At 54.0% G+C, this 22,819-nt stretch carries 22 protein-coding genes and 1 tRNA gene; 11 read left to right on the forward strand and 12 right to left on the reverse strand.

What is annotated here, in order from left to right; all coding sequences use genetic code 11:
• The first annotated feature begins 103 nt into the window (after nt 1-103).
• Nucleotides 104-190: transfer RNA gene (locus DW724_RS12230), tRNA-Leu, on the forward strand.
• A gap of 51 nt (nt 191-241) precedes the next feature.
• On the opposite strand, the gene DW724_RS12235 is transcribed toward DW724_RS12230, so the two are convergent.
• Nucleotides 242-1,516 carry a dicarboxylate/amino acid:cation symporter gene (locus DW724_RS12235; protein WP_118761681.1) on the reverse strand — a complete coding sequence of 425 codons (1,275 nt, stop codon included), beginning with the start codon at nt 1,514-1,516 and terminating at the stop codon, nt 242-244.
• Nucleotides 1,513-2,376 carry a dTDP-4-dehydrorhamnose reductase gene (rfbD, locus tag DW724_RS12240; protein WP_118480617.1) on the reverse strand — a complete coding sequence of 288 codons (864 nt, stop codon included), beginning with the start codon at nt 2,374-2,376 and terminating at the stop codon, nt 1,513-1,515. Before rfbD ends, DW724_RS12235 begins: the two co-directional genes overlap by 4 nt.
• Before the next feature lie 245 nt (nt 2,377-2,621).
• Between rfbD and DW724_RS15655 the strand changes: the two genes are divergently transcribed.
• From DW724_RS15655 to nagA, 8 genes are all read left to right on the forward strand, one after another.
• Nucleotides 2,622-2,786 carry a hypothetical protein gene (locus DW724_RS15655; RefSeq protein ID WP_158580327.1) on the forward strand — a complete coding sequence of 55 codons (165 nt, stop codon included), beginning with the start codon at nt 2,622-2,624 and terminating at the stop codon, nt 2,784-2,786.
• 133 nt (nt 2,787-2,919) lie between these two features.
• Nucleotides 2,920-3,690, forward strand: coding sequence for a copper homeostasis protein CutC (locus tag DW724_RS12250; protein WP_118761683.1), 771 nt, complete (start codon nt 2,920-2,922; stop codon nt 3,688-3,690).
• Entirely contained in the window at nt 3,687-4,532 is an 846-nt protein-coding gene (licT, locus tag DW724_RS12255) for a BglG family transcription antiterminator LicT (RefSeq protein WP_118761684.1), read from the forward strand. The genes DW724_RS12250 and licT overlap by 4 nt, the downstream gene beginning before the upstream one ends.
• 370 nt (nt 4,533-4,902) lie before the next feature.
• Nucleotides 4,903-5,397, forward strand: a complete 495-nt coding sequence (locus DW724_RS12260; RefSeq protein WP_118730009.1) for a PTS sugar transporter subunit IIA — start codon at nt 4,903-4,905, stop codon at nt 5,395-5,397.
• Between the two features lie 21 nt (nt 5,398-5,418).
• On the forward strand, nt 5,419-5,676 hold the full coding sequence (locus tag DW724_RS12265) for an HPr family phosphocarrier protein (protein WP_118761685.1): 258 nt from the start codon (nt 5,419-5,421) through the stop codon (nt 5,674-5,676).
• A gap of 123 nt (nt 5,677-5,799) precedes the next feature.
• Nucleotides 5,800-7,278, forward strand: coding sequence for a PTS transporter subunit EIIC (locus tag DW724_RS12270; protein WP_118761686.1), 1,479 nt, complete (start codon nt 5,800-5,802; stop codon nt 7,276-7,278).
• Nucleotides 7,279-7,396: 118 nt separating this feature from the next.
• Complete coding sequence (gene nagB / locus DW724_RS12275) at nt 7,397-8,134, forward strand: glucosamine-6-phosphate deaminase (RefSeq protein WP_118361254.1); 738 nt, start codon at nt 7,397-7,399, stop codon at nt 8,132-8,134.
• A 15-nt stretch (nt 8,135-8,149) separates the two neighbouring features.
• On the forward strand, nt 8,150-9,262 hold the full coding sequence (gene nagA / locus DW724_RS12280) for an N-acetylglucosamine-6-phosphate deacetylase (protein WP_118761687.1): 1,113 nt from the start codon (nt 8,150-8,152) through the stop codon (nt 9,260-9,262).
• Between the two features lie 391 nt (nt 9,263-9,653).
• Here nagA and DW724_RS12290 read toward each other — a convergent pair whose 3' ends face one another.
• The 6 genes from DW724_RS12290 to gap form a co-directional block, all read right to left on the reverse strand.
• Nucleotides 9,654-10,232 carry a flavin reductase family protein gene (locus DW724_RS12290; protein WP_118761689.1) on the reverse strand — a complete coding sequence of 193 codons (579 nt, stop codon included), beginning with the start codon at nt 10,230-10,232 and terminating at the stop codon, nt 9,654-9,656.
• A gap of 56 nt (nt 10,233-10,288) precedes the next feature.
• Nucleotides 10,289-11,479, reverse strand: coding sequence for an AfsR/SARP family transcriptional regulator (locus DW724_RS12295; RefSeq protein WP_118761690.1), 1,191 nt, complete (start codon nt 11,477-11,479; stop codon nt 10,289-10,291).
• Nucleotides 11,480-12,008: 529 nt separating this feature from the next.
• The gene (locus tag DW724_RS12305) at nt 12,009-12,812 is read right to left on the reverse strand and encodes a zinc-ribbon domain-containing protein (protein WP_118761692.1); all 804 of its coding nucleotides are present in this window, start codon (nt 12,810-12,812) and stop codon (nt 12,009-12,011) included.
• Between the two features lie 39 nt (nt 12,813-12,851).
• On the reverse strand, nt 12,852-13,628 hold the full coding sequence (locus DW724_RS12310) for a sulfite exporter TauE/SafE family protein (RefSeq protein WP_118761693.1): 777 nt from the start codon (nt 13,626-13,628) through the stop codon (nt 12,852-12,854).
• A gap of 1 nt (nt 13,629) precedes the next feature.
• A complete protein-coding gene (locus DW724_RS12315; protein WP_118761694.1) occupies nt 13,630-14,064 on the reverse strand; it encodes a MarR family winged helix-turn-helix transcriptional regulator in 435 nt (144 codons plus the stop codon).
• A gap of 150 nt (nt 14,065-14,214) precedes the next feature.
• Nucleotides 14,215-15,243, reverse strand: coding sequence for a type I glyceraldehyde-3-phosphate dehydrogenase (gene gap / locus DW724_RS12320; RefSeq protein ID WP_118480641.1), 1,029 nt, complete (start codon nt 15,241-15,243; stop codon nt 14,215-14,217).
• 392 nt (nt 15,244-15,635) lie between these two features.
• Here gap and DW724_RS12325 point away from each other — a divergent pair, with 392 nt between their 5' ends.
• Entirely contained in the window at nt 15,636-16,715 is a 1,080-nt protein-coding gene (locus DW724_RS12325; protein ID WP_158580329.1) for a sensor histidine kinase, read from the forward strand.
• 50 nt (nt 16,716-16,765) lie between these two features.
• Here DW724_RS12325 and DW724_RS12330 read toward each other — a convergent pair whose 3' ends face one another.
• The 3 genes from DW724_RS12330 to DW724_RS12340 form a co-directional block, all read right to left on the reverse strand.
• On the reverse strand, nt 16,766-17,083 hold the full coding sequence (locus DW724_RS12330) for a hypothetical protein (RefSeq protein WP_118761696.1): 318 nt from the start codon (nt 17,081-17,083) through the stop codon (nt 16,766-16,768).
• Between the two features lie 164 nt (nt 17,084-17,247).
• Nucleotides 17,248-18,039, reverse strand: a complete 792-nt coding sequence (locus DW724_RS12335) for an S-layer homology domain-containing protein (RefSeq protein ID WP_158580331.1) — start codon at nt 18,037-18,039, stop codon at nt 17,248-17,250.
• 690 nt (nt 18,040-18,729) lie between these two features.
• Nucleotides 18,730-19,872 carry an iron-containing alcohol dehydrogenase gene (locus DW724_RS12340; protein ID WP_243105751.1) on the reverse strand — a complete coding sequence of 381 codons (1,143 nt, stop codon included), beginning with the start codon at nt 19,870-19,872 and terminating at the stop codon, nt 18,730-18,732.
• Between the two features lie 1,524 nt (nt 19,873-21,396).
• On the opposite strand from DW724_RS12340, the gene DW724_RS12345 reads away from it, so the two are divergent.
• Nucleotides 21,397-21,747 carry an LPS biosynthesis protein gene (locus tag DW724_RS12345; protein WP_199667462.1) on the forward strand — a complete coding sequence of 117 codons (351 nt, stop codon included), beginning with the start codon at nt 21,397-21,399 and terminating at the stop codon, nt 21,745-21,747.
• 103 nt (nt 21,748-21,850) lie between these two features.
• Here DW724_RS12345 and DW724_RS12350 read toward each other — a convergent pair whose 3' ends face one another.
• Entirely contained in the window at nt 21,851-22,765 is a 915-nt protein-coding gene (locus tag DW724_RS12350) for a sugar phosphate isomerase/epimerase family protein (protein WP_118286227.1), read from the reverse strand.
• Nucleotides 22,766-22,819 lie beyond the last annotated feature (54 nt).

Consider the following 22,819-nt stretch of genomic DNA (forward strand, 5'->3'; position numbering starts at 1 on the left):
GAAGGACGCAATAGGAAAGCAGCAGAGGCGGGATTGAAAAAACCTCAAACCGACGGCGCACATGGTTTGACAGACCGAATCCATTCTGGTATAATATTTACACGCCGCCATGGCGGAACTGGTAGACGCAGGGGACTTAAAATCCCCCGGAGTTAAACCCGTGCCGGTTCGATTCCGGCTGGCGGCACCAGAAAAACCCCGTATTTCTTACGAAATACGGGGTTTTTCCTGCCAATTTGATTTAATTCTTATTAAATACAGACTTATTCAGTGCGCCGTCCTGATGCGCCACGATCGTGGTGCAGACAGCGTCGCCGGTGATATTAACGGCAGTACGCGCCATATCGAGGATACGGTCGATACCCATGATCAGACCGATGCCAGCAACCGGCAGACCGACCGAATCGAATACCATCGCCAACGTAACCAGACCAACCGACGGCACGCCTGCGGTACCGATGGAGGCGAGCGTTGCGGTCGCAATGACGGTCAGATAATCCGCAGGGGTCAGATGGATGCCGAACGCCTGTGCAACGAATACAACGGCAACGCCCTGCATGATGGATGTACCATCCATGTTGATGGTCGCGCCGAGCGGGATGGTGAAGGACGAAATACGGCGGTTAACGCCGATTTTTTCCTCCAGCGTGTCGATATTCATCGGGATAGTGGCGTTAGAGGTTGCGGTCGAGAACGCAAAGCCCATAACCGGAGCGAATTTCTTGAGGAAACGCAGCGGATTGAGTCTCGTAAGCAGCGCCAGCAGAATCTGGTATATGCCGCAGCACTGGATGAACAGCGCCAGCAGCACCGCGCCCATGTACTTGAACATTGGCACCATGGCGGAGAAACCGAGACCGGCAAAGGTCTTAGAGATCAGGCAGAATACACCAATGGGAGCCAGACCCATGACCATCATGGTCATTTCCATCATAATATCGTTGCCCTGCTGGAAGAAGTTCGTTACCAGCTGGGTCTTATCCTGCAGCTTGGCGAGGATAACGCCGATGATGAGCGCAAACACGATAACCTGCAGCATTTCGCCGTTGGCCAGTGCGCCGATCGGGTTTTTCGGGATGATGTTCAGCAGGGTTTCCGCAAAGCTGACCGAATCCGAAGAAGCGGTGACTTCGGCGGTCTGGATCTGCGACATATCCAAGCCCATGCCCGGCTTGATCAGCAGACCGATGCCGAGCGCAACGGCAACTGCCATCATCGTGGTGAAAATGTAGAAGCCGATGATTTTTACGCCGACCTTGCCGAGCGTTTTACTGTCGCCGATGGCAGTAGCGCCGCAGATCAGCGAGCAGAATACCAGCGGTACGACCAGCATCTGCATCAGGCGGATAAAGCCCTGACCAACAACATAAAATACGCCGTTTACCAGCACGTTCTGCACAAAATCCACATCAGCTGCAAACATATTGAGTGCAATGCCGACAATCGCACCGGCGATCAGCGAGATGAAGATCTTTGTAGTCAGACCGAGTTTCTTTTTCTCTTTTACTTCATTCATTTATTTACTCCCGTCTTCCGGTGGGCCATGTATTCGCTCAGCGCGTCATGCCAGTCCGGCATTTGATACAAACCAGTGATACGCAGCATCATGTTATCCAACAGCGTAAAGCGCGGACGCAGCGCAGTGTTCTCGGAGGCCGAGGTGACCGGCACATTTTCCTTGCCGGCGAGACGCAGAATTTCGCGGGCGTACTCTGCACGGGAGCACGAGCCGTCGCACGATGCGTGAAACAGGCCGTACTCGCGGCTGTGCATCAGGCAGTCGATAAAGCCGGCGAGCGCTTTCGCCGAGGTCGGGGAGGAAATCTCATCCTCCGGCAGATGGACCGCGCCTTCCTTTGCCGCCGTATCGAGCACGCGGTCAACAAAGTCGTACGAGCCAACGCCGTACAGCCACGACGAACGCACGATAACATGCTTGTCGGTCAGTTCGCGCACGAGCTTTTCACCGGCGTACTTGCTCTTGCCGTACATCGTGGTCGGATGGGGATCGTCAAACTCACAGAAAGCCTTGGCCTCGTCGCCGCCGAATACGTCGTCGGTCGAGATCTGAATGAATTTTGCGTCGATGCGTCTTGCAGCGGTCGCCAGATTGCGGGCGCCGATGGCGTTGATCTTATACGCTTCTTCGGGGTTCTCCTCGCAGGCCTGCACGTCGGTCAGGCCGGCACAGTTAATGATGACATCCGGATGGTTAATATCGGCGAAACGGCCGACAACGGATACATCCTCAACCGGTACATCGCGGTCGCTGGTTACCAGCTTATATGCTGTGTTGCCGCCGAAACGATGACTAAGCGCGGAACCCAGTCTGCCGCTTGCTCCCGCGATCCAAACGCGGGTCGTAATACTGTTCATAAAACACCTCTCCTGTCGGCTCGGTGCAGCGGAACTGCTCCGGCGCGCATTACCCATTTTATGGGCTGTATATTCAGTATAGCACAAAATCGTTAAAAAAACAACAAAATATGCGGTCTATTTGCATAAGTATGCTCGAGTTCCTGCAAACTATCCGATTTGTGCAAAACTTGCTTGCATTTTTATACAAACTGACAAGACAGCTCAGCCGAAGAAAAGAAACAGCCAAAAGCGCGGAGAATTTTTTGGGAATATGGACGGCCAATATCTGTCAGCGCTATGATGTCCGTACACCGATCGACGGTATCCGCGGCATGGTCGAGATCAGCCGCCATTATGCGGAAAATGCTGTAGATCACCTCTCTACATACGAAGCGGGGAGATGGTTTATTTTATATGAAAACATCTGATTTTTATTGTGCAGAATGCTGTAAAAACCTGCGTTGACCTATGCGGTTTTCGGTGATATAATTAACGGATAACAGTGTGGATTGAATCACATAATTTGCCAAGCGTTATTTTGTCTCGAAGGAGGAGCAGGAAATGAAACCGGTTCTGGAGGTTTGTGCCCACTCGGTCGAGTCTGCGGTAAGCGCGGAGCGCGGCGGTGCTATGCGGCTGGAGTTATGCGCAAATTTAATGATCGGCGGTACTTCGCCGGATGAGGATCTGTTCCGCATGGTGCGGGAACGGGTTTCTGTACCGGTTCGTGTGCTGCTGCGTCCGCGCTGCGGCGATTTTTTGTATACGGAAAGCGAATTTGAGCTGCTCTGCCGTCAGGTGAAGCGCTTTGCCGCGCTCGGCGCGGACGGCATTGTCATCGGCGTGCTCACACCTGAGGGTGATCTTGACGAGGCGCGCATGGAAAAGCTGATCGCGCTTGCAGGCGGCTGCGGTGTGACGCTGCACCGTGCGTTCGATGTCTGCCGCGACCCGTTTGCGGCGTTGGAAACCGCAAAGCGGCTGGGTGTGGATACCATTCTGACCTCGGGGCAGCAGGCGGACTGCACCGCAGGCGCGGATTTGCTGCGCGCGCTGGTTGCAAAAGCAGGAGAGGATGTGCAGATTCTGGTCGGTGCAGGCGTAAATGCTGCGGTAATCCGCGCATTGCAGCCGAAAACAGGCGCGAATGCCTTTCATCTTTCCGCAAAGCGGGTGGAAAACAGCAGAATGCAGTTTCGGCGCGAAAATGTGCCGATGGGACTGCCCGGATTGAGCGAATTCAGTCTGTGGCGGTGCGATGAAAATGCAGTCCGTGCGGCGCGTGAAGCGTTTGATGCGTGCTGCGGTGCGGGGCAGGAGGCGCGGACGTGAAAATAGAAAAGGTACTCAACAACAATGTTGTGGTCGCGCTGGATGAAAACGGTGCGGAGACCGTGCTGATGGGGCGCGGTCTGGGCTTCGGCCGCCGCACAGGTGACGAAGCACCGCCGGACAAGGTAGAAAAGCGGTTCACACTGCACTCGGATCAGCTTTCCGACCGGTTCCAGCAGCTGATAACAAGCATTCCGCTGCCGCATTTCCTGATGAGCGAACGCATTATCAATCATGCGAAGATCGCGCTCGGTAAGGAGCTGTCGGACAGCATTTACGTTACGCTGCCCGATCATATCTCGGCGGCCGTCAACCGCTATAAGGAGGGCATTGTACTGCCTAATCCGCTGCTGTGGGACATCCGGCAGCTGTACAAGGACGAATTCCGCGTGGGACTCAAGGCGAATGAAATCGTCAAGGAGGAGACCGGCGTGGAGTTTACGGATGATGAGGCAGCGTTTATCGCGCTGCACTTTGTCAATGCACAGCTCGGCGGTGAAATCCGCGATATTTACGACATGACCTATCTGCTGCAGGCGGTTTTTCGTATCGTCTGTGACGAATACGGTTTTTGTCCGGACAGTGAATCGCTCAATTACTACCGGTTCGTCACGCACCTCAAGTTCTACGCGCGGCGTATCGTCAGCGGAGAAGGCTACGGCGACGAGGACGGCGATCTGCTCGATGTGGTGCGGTTCAAGTATCCGAAGGCGTATGCCTGTGCGGACAAGATTCGCGCGTACGTCCAGAGGGAGAAAAATTTCCACTCCGGACAGAATGAGCTGCTGTATCTCACCATCCACATCGCCCGTGTGATGGAGCACATTGATGATAAAAAATAATCACGGAGTCCGTGCTGTACAAGCAGTACGGACTTGTTTTTTGTGCAAAGTGCAGAAAAACAACGAGAAAATTTGGTAACTAATTCGACAGGTTGCTCTTGCCAAGGGGAGAAAAGTTTGTTATACTGCAATTAACAAGTAAACAGTATCCGTTTGAAATGGATTGTTACCGCTTCGGCGGGCAAAACCAGATTTCTCGCAGAAGTTGCTATCAAAGAGCAAGTTGTATCTGTGCAGAAGTTTGGTTCTTTTTATTTTCTGTATGTTTTCGGACAAAACAGGCATACTTAAGGCAACACCGCACAATTTACTCGCAAATCACTCGTGTTCAATCATGCGGTATTGCCGAATCAAAAAGGTTGTGAGCTAAATGTTTGGTAAACTGAAAAATCTGTTTGGCGGCGACAGCGGCATCGAGATAACGGCGCCGGTTGCCGGCAAGGTGGTAGCACTGGAGGACGTACCCGATCCCACGTTCGCACAGGGCATTCTCGGTCCGGGCATTGCAATCGAGCCGACCGAAGGACGCATTGTTGCTCCGGCGGACGGCACGGTGGATGTGATGTTTGAGACCGGTCACGCGGTATCGCTGACCACGGCGGGCGGTGCAGAGCTGCTCATCCATGTTGGCATTGACACCGTACAGCTGGAGGGCAGGCATTACAAGGCCTGCTGCAAGGCCGGTGATCAGGTCAGGAAGGGCGACACGCTGATCGAATTTGACCCGGAGGCCATCAAGGCCGAAGGCTACAAGATCGTAACGCCGGTTTTAATCTGCAATCCAGATACGTTCAAGGATGTAAAATCCGTGGCAGGAGAAACGGTTTCTGCAGGCGACGTACTGCTGCACCTGGAAACCAAGTAACGGAAAGGAAGTAATTCTGAGATGAAGACCATTGAATATACGATTACGGATGCACTGGGTATCCACGCTCGACCGGCCGGACTGCTGGTCAAGGAGGCAGGCAAGTTTGCCTCGAAAATCATGATCGCCAGCCCGAAAAAGGAAGTCGATGCCAAGCGCATCATGGGCGTGATGGGACTCGGCGTTAAGGGCGGCGATACCGTAAAGCTTACCATCGAGGGTGAGGACGAGGAGGCCGCTGCAGCCGCAATGCAGGCGTTCCTCGAGAGTAATTTGTAAGGATTTCATTCCGCCGGGTGTGAACGGCGGTGAAATAGGGGGACGGAAACGGAGTTCGGCTCTCCTATCCGTCAACACAATCGGCCGCTTCGGCGGTCCACAAAATAAGGAGGGGAAACTCTTATGATGAAAAAACTGCAAAAGCTGGGCAAGGCCTTGATGCTGCCGGTAGCTGCGCTGCCGATCTGCGGTATCCTGATGGGTCTCGGCTACGCAATCGCTCCGGGCGTTATGGGCGTGCCGGGCGCGGCAACGAGCGGTGCACTGTATAACATCGGCTTCCTGTTGATAAAGGCAGGCGGCGCGCTGATTGACAATATGGCATGGCTGTTTGTCATCGGTGTTGCAGTCGGACTATCCGACGACCGCGAGGGTACCTCGGCACTGGCCGGTCTGGTATCCTGGCTGATGATGACCAACCTGCTGAGCACCGGCGTTGTTACCACGCTGATGCCCGCAATCGCGGATGATCCGGTAAAAACGCTGGCATTTGACAAGATCCAGAACGTATTTATCGCTATCATCGCCGGTATCATCGGCGCAAGCTGCTATAACCGCTTCAAAAACGCGAAGCTCCCGGACTGGCTGGCATTCTTCAGCGGCAAGCGCTGCGTTGCCATCGTAACCGGTCTGGTTTCCATCGCGGTATCCGTTGTTCTGCTGTTCGTATGGCCGATCATCTTCAGCGCTCTGGTAGCTGTTGGCGAAGGCATCATCGGCATGGACGGCATCGGCGCCGGCATCTATGCATTCCTCAACCGACTGCTCATCCCGACCGGCCTGCACCACGCACTCAACAACGTATTCTGGTTCGATACCATCGGCCTGGGCGACCTGTCCCACTACTGGGCCGGCGACACCTCTGCAAACGTAGGCTGGAGCCTCGGTATGTATATGTCCGGCTTCTTCCCCTGCATGATGTTCGGTATTGCCGGTGCGGCTCTTGCTATGATCAAGGCTGCGAAGAATAAGAAGGCTGCCATCGGTCTGGTCCTGTCCGCTGCCATCTGCGCATTCATCTGCGGCGTTACCGAGCCGTTTGAGTTCGGCTTCATGTTCCTGTGCTTCCCGCTGTATGTTGTTTATGCAGCTCTGTACGGCATTTTCACCATCATCACCTACTATGTCGGCTTCCGCGCAGGCTTCTGCTTCTCGGCAGGCGCGACCGACCTCGTATTCTCGTCCTTCCTGCCGGCAGCGAACAACACGCTGATGATCATCCCGCTGGGCATCGCAGCATTCGTTGTATTCTATCTGGTATTCTACTTTGCGATCACCAAGTTCAACCTCAAGACCCCGGGCCGTGAGGATGAAGAAGCCGACTTCGCAGAGGTTGACAAGAATGCTAAGCTGGCAAATAACGACTTCACCGCAATCGCAGCTGCAGTCCTCGAAGGTCTGGGCGGCAAGGAAAATGTAGAATCTCTGGATAACTGCATTACCCGTCTGCGTCTGGAAGTCAAGGACGGCACGCTCGTCAACGAGAAGAAGATCAAGGCTGCAGGCGTGGCTGGCGTAATGCGTCCGTCGCAGACCGCAGTTCAGGTTATCATTGGCACCAAGGTCCAGTTCGTAGCCGACGAAATGGCAAAGATGCTGTAAAATCTACGCAACCAAACCTATCTTGTTTGCATATCACGAAATTGCGCTCCGCGCAATGGAAAGGGCGGGCACATTGCCTGCCCTTTCTATTTCCGGAGACAGAAGAAAGAGGTATTCCATGAAAATCATTCGCGCTAAGGATTATAACGACATGAGCCGCAAGGCAGCCAACATCATCTCGGCACAGGTTATTCTCAAACCGGATTCCGTACTCGGTCTGGCGACCGGTTCGTCGCCGATCGGCATTTACGAGCAGCTGATTAAATGGTATAACAAGGGTGATGTGGATTTCGGCGGCTGCACGACCTTCAATCTGGACGAATACCGCGGCCTGACACCCGATCACGAACAGAGCTATCACTATTTCATGCACAAAAACTTCTTCGACGCGGTGAATGTGCCGGCAGAGCGCATCAATCTGCCGGACGGCGCGCAGCTTGACGCCGAGCGGGAGTGCAAGCGCTACGATGCGGCCATCAAGGCGGCGGGCGGCATTGACCTGCAGCTGCTCGGCATGGGTCTGAACGGACACATCGGCTTCAACGAGCCGGACGAGTATTTCTCCAAGGGCACGCATTGCGTGAACCTGACCGAGTCCACCATCGAGGCCAACAAGCGCTTTTTCGCGTCGGCGGATGACGTGCCGCGGCAGGCCTATACCATGGGCGTGCAGACCATCATGCTGGCACGGCGCATCGTGCTGGTGGTTTCCGGTGAAAACAAGGCAGAGACCGTCCGCGAAGCGTTCTTCGGCCCGGTAACACCTCAGGTTCCGGCATCCATCCTGCAGCTGCACACCGATGTTTCTATCGTAGCGGACGAGGCGGCACTGTCTAAGTGCGGCGATTTGCTCTAAAAAGGAAGCGAAGTTATGGAATTTAGCAATTTGAGGGTATATCAGCCGGATGGCACGTTCAAAACTGGCGGACTGTCCATCTCGGACGACCGGATTGCATCCGCGGAGGTGAGCGCGGATGCGGTGGATATGGGCGGTCTGTACGCCGTGCCCGGACTGGTCGATCTGCACTTTCACGGCTGCATGGGCCGCGATTTCTGCGACGGCACGCATGAGGCTATCTCTACACTGGCAAAGTATCAGGCACAGATTGGCGTGGCCGCCATCTGTCCGGCGACTATGACCTATCCCGAGGACAAGCTGACGCAGATTGCCGAAGCCGCCGCAACCTATCAGGCGGAGAGTAATGACGCGGCGCTTGTGGGCATCAACATGGAAGGCCCGTTCATTTCCGAGGCGAAAAAGGGTGCGCAGAACGGCGCTTATCTGCATGCGCCGGACGCGGCCATGTTCCGCCGGGTGCAGGAAAAAGCCGGCGGTCTGTTCAAGCTGTGCGATCTGGCACCCGAGCTGCCGGGTTCGATGGAGACCATTGACGAGCTGGCGGGCGAGGTGCGTATCTCGATTGCGCATACGACAGCGGATTACGACACCGCTTGCGAAGCCTTCAAGCACGGCGCGCGGCAGGTGACCCATCTGTACAACGCCATGCCGCCGTTTTCGCATCGGGCACCGGGTGTGATTGGTGCGGCCTTTGACAACGATAACGTGGCGGTTGAACTCATCGCGGACGGCGTGCATGTGCATCCGTCGGTCGTTCGCGCGACCTTCCGGCTGTTTGAGAACCGTGTTATCCTGATCTCGGACAGCATGATGGCGACCGGACTGGATGACGGCGAGTATTCGCTCGGCGGACAGGCGGTTACCGTGCGCGGAAACCTCGCTACGCTGCACGACGGCACGATTGCGGGTTCCGCAACCAACCTAATGGACTGCGTGCGCTCGGCGGTCAAGATGGGCGTTCCGCTCGGTCAGGCGATTCGGTCCGCGTCCACCAATCCGGCGCGCGCTATCGGCGTTGAGCACGATTACGGCTCTCTCGAGCCGGGCAAGCTGGCCAATGTGCTCCTGCTGGATGAGGAGCTGAACATTCACACGATTCTGCTGCGCGGCAGAATGCTGGGCTGACAGCAATTTGATAAAGAAATGAAATGAAAAGAAACCGGCATCGGAAGATGCCGGTTTTGCGTTGTTTTGGGTTGCATGGTGCGGAAAACTGGAAGTTATGGCTTTAACTTTTTCCAAATAATCAGCTTTAGGATAATACATACGACCACCACAACGACCACCATGGCACCATCCAACAGTAACTCTGTGTACCACGGTGCAGACTGCATGACATATAAATTTGGATAAGTTTTAAAGTGCCAGAACTTATAAATTCCGTACCCAATAAAAACTCCTATGAATGAACCAATAACGATGTTTAAAAAACGATTCAATTTTCTCAGCAAGGCAGTGCACCCCTTTCCAAATTCTGATTTGATATTTCAGCCAATAGTATGCAGTTGAAAACGCCTTACTTCTTCCTCTTTTTCTTCTTCTGCACGCTGTATCCGAACTTGCCGAGATACTTGCCAAGCGCAAAATACTCGCCGTGGGAGTACATGATAAGGTTGGCATCATTGATATGGAACCGGTTGTTTTCGTCCAGATATGTATCATCAACCGTCACGCCGACCACCTCGGCGATGAACATGGTATGGCTGCCGAGTGCGCGGCTCTCGGTGACGCGGCAGGCGATGTTGACCGGACTTTCCGCGATAGCGGGTGCGCTGACATGCTCGACCGGCATGGGCGTCAGACCGGTTTTCGCAAATTTGTCTACATCACGGCCGCTGACAACGCCGCAGTAGTCGCACGCGCGCGCCAGCTTTTCGGTGGTGAGATTGATGACAAATTCACCGGTTTTCTCGATAATATCGTAAGAATACCGTGACGGACGGACCGAGATCGACACCATCGGCGGGTTGGTGCAGATCGTACCGGCCCACGCCACCGTGATGATGTTGGGACGGTGCGCTTCATCGGCAACGCTGACCATCACCGCCGGAACGGGATTGAGCATATTGCCAGGCTTCCAGCTTTGTTTACCCATGTTTATCTCCTTTATTGTGCGCGGGATAGACGGCACGCAGTTTTTTGAAGGTCTGATTACGTCAGCGGCTGCACCGTATAGCGGAGCCGCGCAGGCGAGTGCGGATACCGACGGTAAAACGCGCTTACCAGTCGGTCGGCAACCATGCGGCTGTTTTCGTAATTCGCCTGCGGCAGCAGGATGATATACTGCGAAATGCTGCATCGAGCAATCACATCGCCGCGGCGCAGATTGTTCTGGACAAGCACTTGCAGATTGTTCATTGCGGGGTCCAGACTGCGGCGTGCAAGCATTTCGCCGTCCTTGCCGGAGACCGACAGCAGGCAGATATTCGCTGAATGGCCGTTTCGCGCGATCGAACGGACTTCGGAACGGTACAGAATCTTGAAAAAGTCGTATTCGCATACCATGGCGCCGCCGTGCGGCGCAGGCTCCGCAAGCTGAGAGCAAACCTCGTCCATGGTCAGTGTGCGGTCGTTTACGGTGCGTGTTGCCTGACGATACAGTGTGCGCAGCGTCTCGGACGGCATAACGCCGAAATGCGCAAACAGCAGCTCGCTCATTTCCTCGTAGACCGACATAGTGCCCTTCATATCGCCGGTGCGGAGCAGACCACGCATGAGGTGCTCATACAGGTCCTCTTGATACGGCTCAATATGAATCGCCTGATGGCACAGCGCAACGGCTTCGGCGGTGCGTTCCTGCTTTTCAAGCAGTTCGATCGCCCCGGCTGCCGTACGGGTGTACAGGCTGTGATAGTAGGCCACGATTGGAATGGTCCAGATTTCATCGGTCATGCGAGGAAGCGGATCGCCGGTATACAGCGCCAGTGCAGCCTGATACTCTGCCAGACGGACATCGTCATCTCCGGCGGCTTCGGCGGCATGAAAATGCGCCTCGAAGTCCTCAACATCGAGAGAAAGCGGTATAACGTTGTTCCAGAAGTATCGTCCTGCTTTGCGGCGGATGAGCAGGCGGCCAAGTCCCGGCTGCAGTTTATCCAGCGCGGTACGAATGCGGTGAAAGATTGATTTGAGCGCATTTCCGGGATCCGCGCTTTTCTCGCCGTTGCTCCAGTATAGATGGATCAGCTCCTCCTGAGCGAACGAGCGGCCGTGGTTATACAGCATATAGGCCAACAGTGACCATACCCGGCGGGAACGGTCGTCGCTGTCGGAAATGGTGCGGTCGCCGTATCGAAGGGTAAACTGCCCGAGCATCTGCACTTGTAATGTAGGTCCGTTCATCTTTGCTCCCCACCTTTGTATGATGTGTTCGCAGATTGACGCGCATGACCGATTACGAAGTCATACGGCATATATTAAAAATATACCACGAAACCGGCAAAAATGCAAACCGGAGAACAGGGAACAGAGGAGTTCCTGCAGGTGCAGCCGCAGATTTGAGGGAGAACTGCCGTTGAGAAGAGAGCGCATAAAATAACATAGTATATGGATTGATTCTGAGGAAAATGCGAAAATGCAGCATGATTTACACTAAAAAGAACGCACGTTCTTTATTGTATGTTCAATTCACTCTGTACGGATAGGAGCAAGGGCAGGGTAGCAGGCTTGCAGACAATACGCTCTGCTTGGACGCCGACCGGAACAATATGGACAGCCATCCCCGCGAATCCGCTTGCTGATGGAACTCTGTCAGACATGTCCCTTCTCGCATTGCCACTCATGGCCTTTTCACATTTCCACCCAAATTTCTTATTGGATTGCCCTGCTATCTCACTGGGCAAAGCGGCAAATTCTTTGTGGGGTGTCAGATTCAAATAAGCGCAGGCTCCGGCGGCCTCACCAAGCCGCATCGCGTCCCAGTTCTCGGATGACAGATGGGGCATCTGCTGTTTCGGGAATTGGTGCGGGAACAGATGGCTGCTTTCCAAACATGTCCTTCCGAACAGATCCAGTATACTTTCTTTTCAGAGCCGGGCACTACATCATAAGGTGTCAGAGGGGAATTTAACGCAGAATGCCACTCCGCGGCAATTTCCGGCCGGAGCACTGCCAGGAAGTTTTTCTCATACGCCTGAAGATTGGCACAGAACGGACAGTTGGAACGGCGCTTGGTCCTGTTAGCGATCGTGGCTCGATACTCCTGCTGACATTTTGGACAGTGCCACCAAACTTTTCGAGGCGAACCGCTGAATACAGTATCAGGCTTGTCGGCGTTGCGGGTGCTCCACTCCAACGCGATTGCAGGATATTCTACCGCCAGAGTGCGTTTCTTTCGCTCATGAAAATACATTTGATTAATTGCATATTGATCCCGTCGGTGATGAAAATCAAGCGGCTGTAAATCAAGATAGCAAAATACAGAGGCGATCATTTGGTCAAGATGCCTATCCTGCTCATCAAACCGATACAGAATTTTCGTCTTCTGCAATACAACCGGCTCAGCCAGCTCCCGGCTGTCACAGATTCGAAGCACCTGATATCCCGCCTCTCGCAGGGCGCGGTCTTTCCGTTCTGCCCTCTCTCTGGCCGCCAGACTGCTGTGATAATAGTACCCATCATGTTCCAGCACCAATTTGTGTTCAGGCAAAAAAATATCCATATTCTCAATTTTCAACTGAAAAACCCCTTTCCGACAGAGCGGAAAGGGGTTTGTTTATGCGATTTTGGAGAATAACATAACAGCAAGGCCGAGCACGACAAGAATCACGCCGGTGGCGCGGTTGAGCGTTTTCGGGCTGGACTTATTGGCGAACACGGCAGCGATGCGTGCCCACACGAGCGTGAAGATCACGCACAGAGCCCAGATCAGCGGGTCAGGCATTCCGCCAATGGTGAAGTGCGAGGCCGCGCCTGTGAGCGCTGTGAACGTCATAATGAACACGCTGGTGCCGACGGCGGTTTTCAGCTCGTAGCCGAGCACCGAGGTCAGGATGAGCAGCATCATCATGCCGCCGCCCGCGCCGATGAAGCCGCAGATAAACCCGATCAGCACGCCGCAGACAATGGACTGCACAGCTCGTTTGCGCGCGGACACGTTCATCATCGCCTCTTTGGTGGTCATGACCGGACGGACGATGAACTTCACGCCGAGCAGGAACGTCATAAACACCGAGAAGCTGCCCATCGTTCGCGAGGGGAGCAGGCTGGCGATATAGCTGCCGACCACGGTGAATACAAGCACGCTGAGCATTATCAGCAGGCCGTTTTTGACATCCAGATTTTTGTTTTTGCCGTAGGTATAGGCCGAAACGGCGCTCGCCAGTACGTCAGACGAGAGCGCGATGCCGACCGCCATATACGGGTCCATGTGCAGAAAGGTGATGAGAATGGGGCTGATAACGGCGGCGGCGCTCATGCCCGCGAAGCCGGTGCCGAGGCCAGCGCCCATGCCGGCGAAAAACGTGACGAGCACGGTGAAAAGCATCGTCATATCAGCGCACCTCCTGCAAGAGCTGGTCGAGATTGCGGTCGATGACACCGACGGCATCGCCAAACGCCTGCCGCTGTTCATCACTCATGCTGGAGAGCAGACGGTCGATGAACTGCGCCTGCAATGCGCGGCCGCGGTCGATGATGGGAAGCGCCTTGTCGGTACATATCAGACGGGTCTTGCGGCGGTCGCCGGGGATGCTCTCGCGGCGCAGATAGCCCTCCTCGACCAGCCGGTTGACGTTGACTGATACGAGGTTCGCCTTGATCCGGCGCAGCTCCACGATGTCGCTGGCGGTGTCATGGCCGGGGTTGTTGGCAAGGAACAGCAGGATGTCAAACGCCGTCTGTGTCAGCTTGAGTTCGCGGCACAGCGGTCGGCACATTGCGCTGTATGCCAGATCGGTCTTGTGCGTAAATTCCATATAGGGATTCATGTATATCACCTGCTTCAAAAATAGATAGTCTAAATTTGAACTAAGTATAGCATGATATGCCTGTGCCGTCAAGCCGGAGAGAAAGAAAAAAGCTCTTGTTCCGAAGAACAAGAGCTTTTTGAAAACATTTTATACGCCAGTGGGCAACAATTACTTGTTGTCAACCTCTGCCATGTGCTCGATGAGCATCAGCAGCTTGTTGGAGTAGCCCCACTCGTTGTCGTACCAGGAAACAACCTTTACGAAGGTATCGGTCAGGTAAACGCCAGCGTTAGCGTCGAAAATGGAGGTGCGCTCGTCGCCCAGGAAGTCAGAAGATACAACAGCATCCTCGGTGTAGCCCAGAACGCCCTTCAGGCCGCCCTCAGACAGCGGCTTCTCGGAAGCAGCCTTCATAGCAGCGCAGATGTCTTCCTTGGTAGCCGGCTTAGCCAGGTTAGCAGTCAGGTCAACAACGGAAACGTCCAGGGTCGGTACACGCATGGAGATACCGGTCAGCTTGCCGTTCAGCTTCGGGTAAACCTTACCTACAGCCTTTGCAGCGCCAGTGGTGGACGGGATGATGTTGCCGCAAGCAGCACGGCCGCCGCGCCAGTCCTTCTTGGACGGGCCGTCAACAACCTTCTGGGTGCCGGTTGCAGAGTGTACGGTGGTCATCAGGCCCTCGGTGATGCCGAATGCCTCGTCCAGTACCTTAGCGATCGGAGCCAGGCAGTTGGTGGTGCAGGATGCGTTGGATACGAAGGTCATATCCTTGGTGTAAGTGTTCTGGTTAACGCCCATTACGAACATCGGGGTGTCGTCCTTGGACGGAGCAGACATGATAACCTTCTTAGCACCGCCGTCGATGTGAGCCTGTGCCTTCTCCTTGGTCAGGAATACGCCGGTAGACTCTACAACGTAGTCAGCGCCAACCTTGCCCCACGGAATGTTCTTCGGGTCCATCTCTGCAAAGAACAGAACCTTCTTGCCATCAACGGTGATGGAGTTGTCATCATACTCGATGGTGCCGTCGTAACGACCGTGCATGGTGTCATACTTGAGCATGTATGCCATGTAGTCCGGAGTCATGAACGGATCGTTTACCGCTACGAACTCGATGTTCGGGTTCTTCAGACCAGCGCGGAAAACCATACGGCCGATACGGCCAAAACCATTGATACCTACTTTGATACCCATTTTACAGTGTTCCTCCTAAATGTTTTGATGAAGTTCTCTGTTGATGTTTTTATTATACACTAAATGCGCAGTTTGCCGCAAGGTGTAATATTTGTGATTTTTTTGTCATTCCGACCGGTATTTTTGTATAATTTTCTTTGCAATGACAGTAGCGGCAGTGGTATAATAAACACATCGTACAAAATATGGGGATTCGGTTTGTATAATCCCCCGATTTTCGGGATGAGAAAAGCACAGCGCGCGCCGTGCTGTTTTTTCACATCCGCGAAGACAGAGATTAGTATGCCAAATACCGCGCAGCATATACCGGACGCAGGAAAACACGATCGAGAATGACAGCAGCTTTCCCACAGTACAAAGGTAAAATTACACGGTGTTTTGGGAGGATAATGATGGAAGACGCATTTTTTTCGCAGCTGGACGGCAACGCAGTCCGCGAGCTGCTGCTGCGCACCGAGCTGCGGCATGCGGCGCTGTTCGCAGTGAGCGATACGCTGCGTATCGAGCGGTGCAGCGACGCGGCACAGCAGCTTTCCGGTCTGCACCCGATGGAGGAGCTGGATCCGTTCCTGAGCGGCAGCACGCGGAATATACTGCTCCGGTGCATAAATACACAGTCTGCCTGCACCGCAGAGGAGGACATCGACGGAACGGTCTACACGGTCGAAATGATCCCACACCGCGGCGGTGCACTGCTGGCGTATCTGCGGCGCGACCGTGCCGCCTATGACGGCAGCCTGCGGGTCATTCAGGACAAAAGCTCGCGTTATCTGGGTGCTTTGATGGCCGAGGCCGAGCAGGTGGAGGATCCTGCACTGGCAGACGGACTGCGGCGGCAGTGCATGCGGCTGTACCGGCTGCTGACGCACTCGGATTTACTGCACGACCCTCTGCTGACCGAGCAGCTTTCTCTGCGGCGCTGCGACCTGTCAGCGCTCTGCCGCGATGCCGTACAGCAGGCTGAGACGCATGCGCCTGCGGGCAGTGCAAAATTCATCGTACAGGTGCCGGAGCACGCAGACGCGCTCATTGACACGAGACTGGTGCGTACGGCAATCTATAACCTGCTGACAAACGCGCTGCGCGTAACACCGGAGGACGGCGAAATCACGGTTTCGCTGACCGATACGCGGGATTTTGTGACGATTGCGGTTGCCGATACCGGTCCGGGACTGGACCCTGCGAAGTTCGATGACCTGCTTTCCGGCTGGCGGCGCACCACCTCGATGGACGATTACCGGGCGCTCGTGCGCGGCGGCACACCGCTTGGTCTTGGCCTGCCGCTCGTCAATCAAATCGCGCAGGCGCACGGCGGACGGCTGCTGCTCACGCAGAGAGAGAGCGGCGGCAGCGTGCTGCACCTGTGTCTGGCGCATTTGCCGCATACGCTCGAGGATGACCTGTTCCGCGCACCGACTATCATCGAGGACGGCTATACCGTCGAAGAAATTGAATTTTCCATCATGGAATGAAATAAAACAGCCTCAGAGGCGCGCAAAAATCACGCTCTGAGGCTGTTCTCTTATGTGTTGTCGGGAGAGGTGTACGAACTGCGGTAGACCTTAATGGACTCCGGCAGCCAATGTCCGTCCACAGGCTTCTGAATCTCGGTGATGGTGTATGCCAAACCGTGGTATTTCGCATATACGATGGAGGTTTCGCTGTTATAAACGGCGATTTTGGTGCCGTCAGGCATGGTTTTCTGCCAGACAGTGAGTTCATCGTCCGGCGTGCTGCTGACAAAAAGCAGGCCGCCGGTCGGCATATAGCTGATGTTCAGACTTGCAGCCAGCACGCACAGCAGCGGAACGATCAGCAGGAATGCAATGCGTTTTTTCATGAGCTGTTACCTCTTTCACGGAAGCGGTCTCTCGGTATCTGCATTATAGCAGATAAACCGTATTTTGATAATTCGCGTTTTGACTGAAAACTGTGACGTGAAATTGACGCCCCAAAGACATAGAAAAACCACCTGTTATCAGTGATAACAGGTGGTTTTGCACATTATTTGATCTGCTGAGACAGGTTGTACAGCACCTGTGCCAGCTCAACCGACTTAATCTGTCCCTTGGGATTGAATGCGCCGTGATTGTCGCCGTTCATCAGCTTGTTGGTCTGACAGAACGCAACGGCATCCTTCGCCCACGGAGCGAGCGAAGAAGCATCGGTAAACGCGGTATTCACACTCGTATTAGTCGAAAACGTAATCTTTCCGGCCTTTTCGAGCAGCGTAATGTAGCGCTGCAGCACTACCGCGAACTCCTGACGGGAGATGGAGTCATAGGGACGCAGGTAGTGCTGGCTGTCGCCGGTCATAATGCCGGATTCAAAGCAGAATGTCATGCCGGGACGATCAGATTCATAAATCTGGTTGTAGTCAGGTGCTTCCTTGATGGCCATGCCCGCATAGGATGCAGTCAGTTCCGGGTCAATGAGCTTTGCGCTGTTGTAAAGCGCTTCGGCAACCGTGCAGCGGTTTTCCGCCGGATTGAACCACGGGAAATATTCTTTACCGTTGATATGACCCGCCGGCAGCATGATGTTGTTCTCAATCACATAGCGGACTGCGGGCGTGAACCACGAGTTCTCCGGCAGCTCGTATTTCTGCTCGAACTCGGCATCGGTCAGGTCCTTGTCGTTCTTGGTGTAAAGGTTGTTTTCCTGCTCATCGGCGGTCTGTGTGGCGGATACGGTGGTATCAACGTTATCCGGAAGGTCGGCAGCGAGCGCGGTGGTGCTCATGGAGAGTGCCACTGCACCGGTGAGGAAAAATGCCATTACCTGTTGAAATTTCATAGAGTGTACCTCCTTGTCTGCGGCAGAGCCGCAAGCTAATAGATGTATGACGTATATCATACTCTGTGACTATTATAGCATGATCTGGCGGCAATACAAGCAGTGTAACACAGATGTAACGCAAACGACACAAAGTCGTCCGAAAGTTCCGCCCGTTGGTTGAAACTTTCTCCCTCCCAAAGTCAAAAAGTCAGCGCTATCCTTGCGTGGCTTCTTGGCCGCGCTGCGCGGTACACGCCCCGACTTTTGCTCTCATTAAATATTTTTAAGGATAGAGGCCTACGGGCTGGCATTTGTAATGCAAATGCTATTTAACATGCGCTATCACACGAAAATGTGTTAGCAACTGCCGTTATCGAAAAAAGAGCGGACCAATCGGTCCGCTCTCAGCTTGTCGAAAAAGCAATATTCGATTTTTATGCTTCGTGCGGCAGCACGCATTCAATCGAATTTGCTTTGCAAATTCATAAATTCCGGGAGCATGGTCCAGACCACCCTCTCTTGCCGCTATGCGGCAATTCACCTTGTGTATCTCGGAATTTATACAAGGGAAGAAAAAATGTGTCCGCAGGACGCGGTTTTTCTTCGAGATTCGCTCGAAAGCGTGGTTTCGAGCGAGAGGCTGTTCGGAAAACAAAGTTTTTCGACAGCCTGAGAGCGGATCAATCGGTCCGCTCTCAGCGTATTCGCTTAAATGCTTTCGGTGATGATGTCCATAATTTCCTCGCGGGACAGCGTGCGCGGATCGACACGGAACAGGGCACCCATGGTGCTTGCTGCGTTGTCAGCAAGTTCGCCTGCGTCTTCCGGCTTTACGCCGTAGTCGGACAGGCGCAGCTTGTCCACGCCGCACGCCTGCTGCAGCTCAGCCAGCGCAGCGAGAAAATCGCCGTCCGCACGTCCGAGTGCGTGTGCAATGGCCTGCAGGCGGTCAGCCGAGGTGTCCTTGAAGCGGCTCCAGTATGCCTTGGACAGCATGATCAGACCCGCGCCGTGCGGCAGATCGGGATGAAACGCGCTCAGCGCATGCTCGATGGCGTGCTCGCCGCTGCAGCTCGACAGCGTTTCGACAAAACCTGCCAGCGTGTTCGCCAGTGCCACATCCGCGCGTGCATCGGCGTTGCTGCCATCCTTAACAGCCGCTGCCAGCGATTTGCCAATCAGCGCAATTGCCTGCAGCGCGAACATGTCGCTCATGGGGCTTGCAGTCTTAGCCAGATAGCCTTCGGCCGCATGGAAGAATGCGTCAAAGCCTTGGTATGCCGTCAGATGCGGCGGAACTGTCATCATAAAGTCCGGATCGACGATCGAAATGGTCGGGAAGCACTTCTCGCCGCCGCCGCCGATCTTTTCCTCGCCGTTGGTGATAACCGTGAACGGGTCGGCCTCCGTGCCCGTGCCTGCGGTCGTTGGAATGGCAACAATCGGCAGTCCGGCATTGGCCATGCGCTTGCCGCCGCCCGTGCCGCCGTGAATGTAGTCCCACCAGTCGCCGTCGTTGGTCGCCATAATGGCAACCGCTTTGGCCGTGTCGATGGACGAGCCGCCGCCGAGGCCGACAACAAATGCAATGTTCTGCTCACGGCAGAGCGCAGCGCACTCGCGCACACCCTCGATCGTCGGGTTCGGCTGTACCTTGTTGTATACCATGGTCGGGTGACCGGCCTCCGCCAGCGTATCCGCCACCTTGGCCACATAACCCAGTTTGGTGGTGGAGGTGCCGCCGGTGATGATCAGACCCGTGCCCTGCGGCAGACGTACCTTGGCCAGACGCTTGACCGATCCGGCACCGAAAAATAAGCGTGTCGGCATATAAAAGCCAAAGTTTTCCACTATAAAGACCCCCTTCAATTAATAATTAGGAATTAGTAGTTAGTAATTTTGTTAGAGTGCAGAGTAAAGAAAATGTAAGGATTCACCTTATTCTCCGCAAGCTTTCAGTAATCGGCTGAGATAGATTGTTTGTGCCACCTATTTAATGATGCTTTGGGCGCACACTGTGCGCCCCTACGGGTACACGGGTGCAAATGAATTTACAAACGGTGCGCCGAGGTCGTACCCCAGGGCACCTTCTCTTGCCCTAACAGGCAATTCACCTTGTCGCACCGTACGGTAAAGATTACTGGTAATTGTAACTCGGAGGTGTCATCCGTTATATCCGGACCAGCGAGTTGCGCGACATACCCGTGCCGCGCCCGCGCGGCGTCAGCGCAGATTCCGCTCGCTTCGCAAGCCCTAACACTTTTATTATACCAAATTCCACACTTGGAGAAAAGAGCCAAATCACCGAAATGGATGGCTTTTTGTTGTGCAATATGCAGTCTAAAAAGTCGTAAAAAACGCTTGACGTTGTGCAATATTAATGATATTATAATGACACAGAAAAGATAAAGGCAAACACCAAAGGCGAAGTAAAACAGGGGTTTTACTCCAAAAGGCGCAAACCTTCATCTAATCTGAAGGATGTCAATCCGGTTTGATACCCACGAAAGAGGTGAGTCCAATGGTATCAGAAGAGGCATCTTACCAGTTCGCGGGACTCGCCGCGGCGCTGTGACCGAAACGATCAAGGTGATAGCTGAAAAAATGAGCGAGTTCCAATTCCACAATTTGAACCGCCTGAAAAGCGCGATCGGCTTCTAAGCAAAGGTAACAACAACGGTAACTTTGGGGAAGCTATCCTCGTGAATTTAACTATCCGTACATGGCATACTAAGACAGTCAAGCGGATCGAGGCAGCAGGAAAGTAAGGTTCATACATGACAGAACCCTGATATTTGATGCGCCGGCGAACAAAACGAAGTATCTTACGATACCTGCCGGATGCTGCACCCGCCGATGGGCATACTGATGAGTATCTGCAGCATAGACATACCGCATCGGAACGAGATAATATCAAAGTCCGAGTAACATCCGGTTCGACAAGGCAGGCTGTATCACATCTTCCGCCGAGCAGTGACGCATCACCCACTGGAAATAGAGTTCCCGAATGTAGGAAAGGCAACCAAACGGACTATGTAGTTTGTGCAGTAAACGAACCTTAGCCGGGCGGTTCCGCGAACGTAAGATCGAAAGATGCCGAAAAAACAACCGAATACCAATCCAAATGCGATGGGAAATATCCTGTCGGGAAAAGAGGATCTATGGAGATTTGGAAGTAAAAGCCCTCGTTCATGTGTCTGTGAATGAGGGCTTTATTTTGTCCTTTTTGTCAATGGCAAAATAGATAAAATGAGTGTTGAAAATCTGTATAACTGCACGAAAACACGGTTTTGGATAAAGTTGCTTTGACGAAACTGTCAAAACTCTGCTATGATGAAAATGCAATACAGTGCAATATATAGAGGAGCGATACTTATGAAAATAGACGGAAACGAGCTGGCCATCCTGCAGAACGACCTTGACCGCGAGGGCAAGAAGGAAGAAGCGCTCAAGATCAAGCTGGAATTTCTGCGTCAGGTGCGCGAATCCGGTGATCACTGCCCGTGTAAGGAGGCGTGCCGCCATCACGGCAACTGCTTCGAGTGCGTGACTATCCACCGCGGACACCGCGACCATTTGCCGATGTGCCTGTGGGATATGGTAAATGAGCGGCTGGCGGCTCTCAGCCACATAACCGAAGGCACGCTGCGCGCCTACGAGGACCGCAAGGCCGCGGAAGGCATCGAGTGCGGTGACTGTTCCGACTGTCCCGGCTGCGGAGAATAAAAATATAACGGACAAACCAAAGCGGTTTGTCCGTTTTTATCTGCCGAAGGAAAAAGGACTTGAGTGAAAACTCAAGTCCTTTTGTGTATTCAGGAAGTATTCTTTACAGCAGCTCGTGCTTGATACGGTCGAGTGCCTCCGGAGCCTGCTGATCCATCTTCTCCGGGAAGCCGAAGTAGGATACGCAGATGATATTGTCGCCGCCAACCTTGGGAGCGTCCGGCTTCAGCTGCTTGTTTGCGAAGTCCATCTCACGCAGGGTTTCGAAGATGCCGTCGAAATCAACCTCACCCTCGCCCATAGCGGTGTGCTGGTGGATGGTGTAGTCAGCACGGCCACGCTGGTTCAGCCAGGGCGGATTTACGATGTAGCGGCAGTCCTTGGTCTGGTTCCAGGTGTCAGCCAGAAGAACGTGGGTCAGTTCATCGCCGGCGTACTTCAGCATGTGGCGAACGTCGCCCTTGCCCTGATCGTAGAAGAAACCGTGGGATGCGGAGTAAACGTAACCCAGGTTCTTGGAACGGAAGGACTTAACGATGTCACAGGCCTCGTCGTTCAGCTCGACGAAGTCATACGGATGAGACTGGCACTCTACGCGGATGCCCTCACGCTCGATGATCGGGAGAAGCTCCTCCATAGACTTGAAGAACATGCCATTGCAGATCTCCTGCTGGTTCGGGTCGCCGGAGAACTCGGTGTTGATGACCGGTACGCCCATGTCAACCGCGATCTCAATCATGCGCTTCCAGTTTGCAACTGCGTGCTGGCGCTGCTCCTCGGTCGGGCCGGACCAGCGGTAAACAACGATGAAAGAGGAAATCTCTACACCGGTCTCCTTGAGAGCCTGCTTGTACTCCTGCTGGCACTCCTTGGAGAACAGCGGGTGCTTGTAGAACGGGTTAATGCGCGGATGCGGGGACTGCTCGATGTACTTGTAGCCCCAGTCAGCTACCTTGTGAACATAATCGTTGATGGACATCTGCTTGGCAAGAACGTCAACGTCAAATGCGATTTTCATAAGAATGATCCTCCTTGTCTGTTTGCCATATCAAGGGTGGCTTCCCTGTTTGAT

The organism is Butyricicoccus sp. AM27-36 (genome assembly GCF_003480945.1).
Lineage (GTDB): Bacteria > Bacillota > Clostridia > Oscillospirales > Butyricicoccaceae > Agathobaculum > Agathobaculum butyriciproducens.